This window comes from Chitinimonas sp., from assembly GCF_041904975.1.
Classification (GTDB): Bacteria; Pseudomonadota; Gammaproteobacteria; order Burkholderiales; family Chitinimonadaceae; genus Chitinimonas.
This window is the reverse complement of record NZ_JAYRLZ010000302.1, coordinates 1-4,770: the sequence shown is the minus strand read 5'-3', so window position 1 is coordinate 4,770 and position 4,770 is coordinate 1. Positions and strand designations below refer to the sequence as shown.

The window sequence follows — 4,770 nt, the reverse complement described above, 5'->3', positions numbered from 1 at the left end:
GGCACTAAGGGGGGGGAGGAATGGCTGCTGCTCGATGTGATCCCGCTCTCGCTGGGCTTGGAAACCATGGGCGGGCTCACCGAAAAGATCATTCCGCGCAATAGCACCATACCCACCGCCCGCGCCCAGGAATTCACCACCTTCAAGGATGGCCAGACGGCGATGGCGATTCATGTGGTGCAGGGCGAGCGCGAGCTGGTCAGCGACTGTCGCAGCCTGGCCCGTTTCGAATTGCGCGGCATTCCGCCGATGGCGGCCGGTGCGGCGCGGATTCGCGTCACCTTCCAGGTCGATGCCGATGGTTTGCTGAGCGTGTCGGCCCGCGAGCAGTCGAGCGGCGTGGAAGCCAGTATTGCGGTGAAGCCCAGCTATGGCCTCAGTGACGACGAGATCGCCACCATGCTGCAAGACGCCATGCGCCACGCCCGTGACGATATGCAGGCGCGCGCACTGGGCGAGGCGCGGGTGGAGGCGGAAAGCCTGCTCAATGCCATTGCGCTGGCGCTGGCTGCCGATGGCGACATGCTCGATACCGCAGAGCGCGCTGCCATCGATGCTGCCATTGCCGCCCTTGGCCTCGCCTATGCCGGAAGCGAGGTGGCGGTGTTGCGCCAGGCTACCGAGCAGCTCAATGCAGCAAGCACCGAATTTGCCGGCCGGCGCATGGATCGCGCGGTGCAGCGCGGCCTTACCGGCCATAAACTGGCCGAGCTTGAATAAACCGAGCAGTCAGCTTTGCGCTGGGTGCTGCCAAGCGAATGCTGCCAATGAATTGAATTGCGAAAGAGGCTCCCATGCCCATCATCACTGTTTTGCCCCACGCCGAGCTGTGTCCTGCTGGCGCCAGCTTCGATGCCGCCAGCGGTACCAGCATCTGCGATGCGCTGATCGCGCACGATATCGCCATCGAGCATGCCTGCGAGAAGTCCTGCGCCTGCACCACCTGCCATGTGATCGTGCGGCAGGGCTTCAACAGTCTCGTGCCGAGCGAGGAAGAAGAGGACGATCTGCTGGACAAGGCCTGGGGTCTGACCAGTGTGTCGCGGCTGTCCTGCCAGGCGCTGGTGGCCAATGCCGACCTGACGGTCGAGATACCCAAGTACACAATCAACCATGCGCGTGAGCACTATGACAAGGACTGGGATGTCTAGTCGGCGCTGGCAGATGGCCATCGTTGCGGCCTGGCTGCTGGCGCCGCTATGGGCGGCCGGACAAAACGCTAGCCCGGTGCAGGCAGCCAGCAGCGTGTCGGTGCCGGCCGGTAGTTTGAGCGAGTTGCCCAAGGCTTTTCCGCCGGTGAGCAAGTCGGCCGCCGCCTGCAAAAAGAAGTCGCGTCGGCGCCATTGCAAGCGGGCACACGCATGAATACGCCGCTGAGCAGTCAACAACGTGTGCTGGCCGTGCTGGCCGCAGCCGGTATCGACGCCGAGGTCAAGGTGTTCCCGGCCGGCACCCGTACGGCAGCCGATGCCGCTGCGGCCATCGGCTGCAGCGTGGCGGAAATCGCCAAGTCCATCGTATTGCGTGCAGTGGAAAGCAGTCGCGTCGTCGTTGTGGTGACCAGCGGTGCCAACCGGGTCGATGAGTCACGGGTGGCCGCCTTGCTGGGCGAACATCTGGCTAAGGCCGATGCCGACTTTGTCCGCAGCCAGACCGGATTCGCCATCGGCGGCGTGGCGCCGTTCGGCCACCTGCAGGCGCCGGTGCTGTTTATGGATCGCGATCTGCTGCAATACCCGTATATCTGGGTGGCGGCCGGTACCAGCGACAGCGTGTGCCGCCTGACGCCGCAAGCCTTGCTCGCCATTACCGGCGCACCGCTGGCGGATATCAAGCAGCAATAGGCGCGGCGCGCCGGTTGCATTCCAGGCGGGTAGCTAGGTATCCGCCCCGACGTCACAAGGAGTACTGCCATGAAGTGGACTGATTCGCGCGAAATTGCCATCGCACTGGCCGACAAATTCCCCGATCTGGACCCCAAGACGATCAACTTCGTCGATTTGCGCAACTGGGTGCTGGCCCTGGATGGCTTTGATGATGAACCGAACCGCAGCGGTGAAAAGATCCTGGAAGCGATCCAGATGTGCTGGATGGATGAGGCGGAATAAGCAACAGGCAGCCGCTTGAAACCTGCGGGCGCCCGCCATTTTTTGAAGCGGGTCAGAGTCACGCGTTACGATAGGCCTTCCCCATAACAACAAGGAGACCTTGCCATGCTGATCAAGGCGGCTGATTCGACCCTGCTGGTTGTCGATGTACAGGAAAAGCTGATCACGGCCATCGACGATGGCTCGCGCACCGTGGCAGCCATCAAATGGCTGATCGATGCGGCGCAGCTATGCGGCGTGCCGCTGGCGTTTTCCGAGCAATACCCACAGGCACTCGGCGCCACCCTGGCCACCTTGCGTGCTGCAGCGCCCGAGGCGCCAAGCGTAGCCAAGACGGCGTTTTCCTGCGTGGCTGCGCAGTGCCTGAACGGCCTGCCGCTGGATACCCGCGCCCAGGTGATCATCTGCGGTATCGAGGCCCATGTGTGCGTGCTGCAAACCGCGCTGGACCTGCAAGCCGCCGGCAAGCAGGTCTATGTGGTGAGCGACGCCATCGGTTCGCGCGCTGCCTCCGACAAGGCGCAGGCCTTGGCGCGCCTCGCTGCGGCGGGCGTTGCCGTGGTCAGCCGCGAAATGGTGCTGTTCGAGTGGCTGCGCGATAGCAAGGCGGCTGCGTTCAAGGATGCCAGCAAGCGCCTGCTGCAAATCGCCCCTGCCTTGCCATTTGCCGAGGTGCTCACCACCTTGCCATCGGTGCAAGGCTTGGTTGGCTTGCAACTTTGGCGCGATGGCAAGCTCGATGCGGTAATCGAAAACAAGCCCGGCCAGGCCGGCTCGCTGGCGGTTTACCAGGCGCTGTACCGCCAATTCGGCGCCATTACCCCGAAGGCGGCACGGCTTGGCCAATGGTTGTATGGCGAGCATGCTGACGACGCGCGCCTGCATCCGGGCAAGCACCCGAATATCGATCGCCTGTTTGCGCTGGAGGCGATGGGTGGCGGCTATGGCGTCAGGTTGCTGTCCGCCTGAGCGTCGCCTGGAGGCTGATTGCAACATCAGCTAGGGGTTGCCAGCTGGGGGGGGCCGGCACGCAGAAACCGCCATGTACTGGTGTACAGGTGAATTTCGAGCACTGCGCAACCCCGGTTCACGGCCACGCAGCCATGTGGCAAATAGACCTAAAGGTTGGCCATCCAGCGGCGCCGGATGCGTGCAAGCGTGCCATTGGCGTCGAGGCGTTCAATGGCGCTGTTGATGGCCGCCAGGTCGGCACTGCTCAAGGTTTTGCGGCTGAGCATATAGGCCACTTCGCCATCGGCAACGTTGAAAGCCAGGCGGCGCAGGCGCACATCCTGTGCCCGCGCCGCGTATTCCACCGCCCAGCGATCGCCAATCAGTACTTCACCGCGCCGAGCCTGCAGTAGTTTCAATCCGTGGCTGTATTCCTCATAGCGCGTAAGCAGGCCGGCCGCCCTGAATTGTTCTGCCATTGGAAAGCCGCCGCCTCCGCCAGTCTGCCCGATTACGCTGACACGATGCGCCAGCATGTGCTGCAGCGATGCCAATCCGGTGTGCCGATCGGAGTCGGCCATGACAAAGGCAGAAATGGTTTCGTGGCGATAGGGCTTGCTGAACATGGCGGCGCGCTCGCCGGCCGGCCCGCTGTCGGACGCAGCCAGCAGCATGTCGATATCGCCCGATTGCAGATACAGCCAGCGCCGCTTGCGTGGCAGATCGGGCACCCATTGCACGGTGCAGCCGGCCTGGCGGGTGATGGCATCGAGCATGTCGACCTCGATGCCTTGCGGCTTTTGCTGGCTGCCGGTGAACGAGTAAGGCGGCCATTCTTCGAAGGGAACGCGCAGCACACGGCTGCATGCCGCGCCGGCAAGCTCGGCATGGAGCACAAATAGCAGGGACAGCATGCGCGATAACATGATGGCCTGGCGGCAGGGATGGCGTGGCTGCGGTATAGCATGCCTGCAAGCGGGCGCGAGGTCTTTTCTTTGCGGTACCAGGCTGGCCGGCTCGCGCCCCGGTAGATAGGCCAGACGCTGTGCCATTCATATGAGCTGTCTTGACAAATATATAATTCTGGGTAATAACCAGCCTTTGCAAGTAGCTGAAAATATGCATGAAACGTCAATCGGCGATGCCGCTGCCTGTTTTGAAAGGGGTTTGGAATGAGAGTATTGTCTTCAGTGTTTTCTATCTTGTGGCTGTTTCTGGCGACATTGTTTCCAATGCATGTGATGGCGGCTGATTCGAAAGGAATCGTTTTTGGACTGATAGCCCCGACTGACGAGGCGGATGCGGTGAAAAAATGGCAGCCGCTGATTGATGATATGGCGGCTGAACTTAAGATGCCCGTTTCGGTAATTGCATCAAAGGACTATGGCGTTATTATCAAGGGCTTGGCTGACGGTAAAATACAGGTGGCCTGGCTCGGGCAAAAAGCGGCGCTGCAAGCTGTGCTTGAATCGAATGCCGAAGTGATTGCCAAGCATGTGATGGCGAATGGTAGCAAGGGTTACTCGTCTTTGCTGTTGGCTAGTAAATCCGGGCCGGTAAAAAGCCTTGAAGATGTGGTCGGCAGCCCGGGGAAGTATACGCTGGCATTGGGGAAGCCGACTTCCACTTCCGGCTTTTTGGTGCCGATATACTATGTGATTACAAAGAACAAGCTCGATCTGCGTACGCATTTCAAGCGGATGGATACCGG

8 protein-coding genes are annotated in these 4,770 nt (G+C 61.4%); 7 read left to right on the top strand and 1 reads right to left on the bottom strand.

Features of this window, described 5'->3' with window-relative positions; genetic code table 11:
• From ACE3OH_RS19475 to ACE3OH_RS19450, 6 genes are all read left to right on the top strand, one after another.
• Positions 1 to 720: Hsp70 family protein (locus ACE3OH_RS19475; protein ID WP_374357090.1), on the top strand; the 720-nt coding region annotated here is incomplete at its 5' end.
• A 74-nt stretch (positions 721 to 794) separates the two neighbouring features.
• Entirely contained in the window at positions 795 to 1,151 is a 357-nt protein-coding gene (fdx, locus tag ACE3OH_RS19470; protein ID WP_374357088.1) for an ISC system 2Fe-2S type ferredoxin, read from the top strand.
• On the top strand, positions 1,144 to 1,365 hold the full coding sequence (locus ACE3OH_RS19465; RefSeq protein WP_374357087.1) for a hypothetical protein: 222 nt from the start codon (positions 1,144 to 1,146) through the stop codon (positions 1,363 to 1,365). Before fdx ends, ACE3OH_RS19465 begins: the two co-directional genes overlap by 8 nt.
• Complete coding sequence (locus tag ACE3OH_RS19460) at positions 1,362 to 1,844, top strand: YbaK/EbsC family protein (protein ID WP_374357085.1); 483 nt, start codon at positions 1,362 to 1,364, stop codon at positions 1,842 to 1,844. Before ACE3OH_RS19465 ends, ACE3OH_RS19460 begins: the two co-directional genes overlap by 4 nt.
• Positions 1,845 to 1,913: 69 nt before the next feature.
• A complete protein-coding gene (gene iscX, locus ACE3OH_RS19455) occupies positions 1,914 to 2,108 on the top strand; it encodes a Fe-S cluster assembly protein IscX (protein ID WP_374357083.1) in 195 nt (64 codons plus the stop codon).
• Between the two features lie 105 nt (positions 2,109 to 2,213).
• A complete protein-coding gene (locus ACE3OH_RS19450) occupies positions 2,214 to 3,077 on the top strand; it encodes an isochorismatase family protein (RefSeq protein WP_374357081.1) in 864 nt (287 codons plus the stop codon).
• 149 nt (positions 3,078 to 3,226) lie between these two features.
• Here ACE3OH_RS19450 and ACE3OH_RS19445 read toward each other — a convergent pair whose 3' ends face one another.
• Positions 3,227 to 3,973 carry a substrate-binding periplasmic protein gene (locus tag ACE3OH_RS19445; protein WP_374357079.1) on the bottom strand — a complete coding sequence of 249 codons (747 nt, stop codon included), beginning with the start codon at positions 3,971 to 3,973 and terminating at the stop codon, positions 3,227 to 3,229.
• 276 nt (positions 3,974 to 4,249) lie between these two features.
• Between ACE3OH_RS19445 and phnD the strand changes: the two genes are divergently transcribed.
• Positions 4,250 to 4,770: phosphate/phosphite/phosphonate ABC transporter substrate-binding protein (phnD, locus tag ACE3OH_RS19440; RefSeq protein WP_374357092.1), on the top strand; the 521-nt coding region annotated here is incomplete at its 3' end.

Excerpts from the sequence above, each read along its gene's own strand:
- fdx (WP_374357088.1), top strand. The coding sequence starts at position 795 with ATGCCCATCATCACTGTTTTGCCCCACGCCGAGCTGTGTCCTGCTGGC.
- ACE3OH_RS19465 (WP_374357087.1), top strand. The coding sequence starts at position 1,144 with ATGTCTAGTCGGCGCTGGCAGATGGCCATCGTTGCGGCCTGGCTGCTG.
- ACE3OH_RS19460 (WP_374357085.1), top strand. The coding sequence starts at position 1,362 with ATGAATACGCCGCTGAGCAGTCAACAACGTGTGCTGGCCGTGCTGGCC.
- iscX (WP_374357083.1), top strand. The coding sequence starts at position 1,914 with ATGAAGTGGACTGATTCGCGCGAAATTGCCATCGCACTGGCCGACAAA.
- ACE3OH_RS19450 (WP_374357081.1), top strand. The coding sequence starts at position 2,214 with ATGCTGATCAAGGCGGCTGATTCGACCCTGCTGGTTGTCGATGTACAG.
- ACE3OH_RS19445 (WP_374357079.1), bottom strand. The coding sequence starts at position 3,973 with ATGCTGTCCCTGCTATTTGTGCTCCATGCCGAGCTTGCCGGCGCGGCA.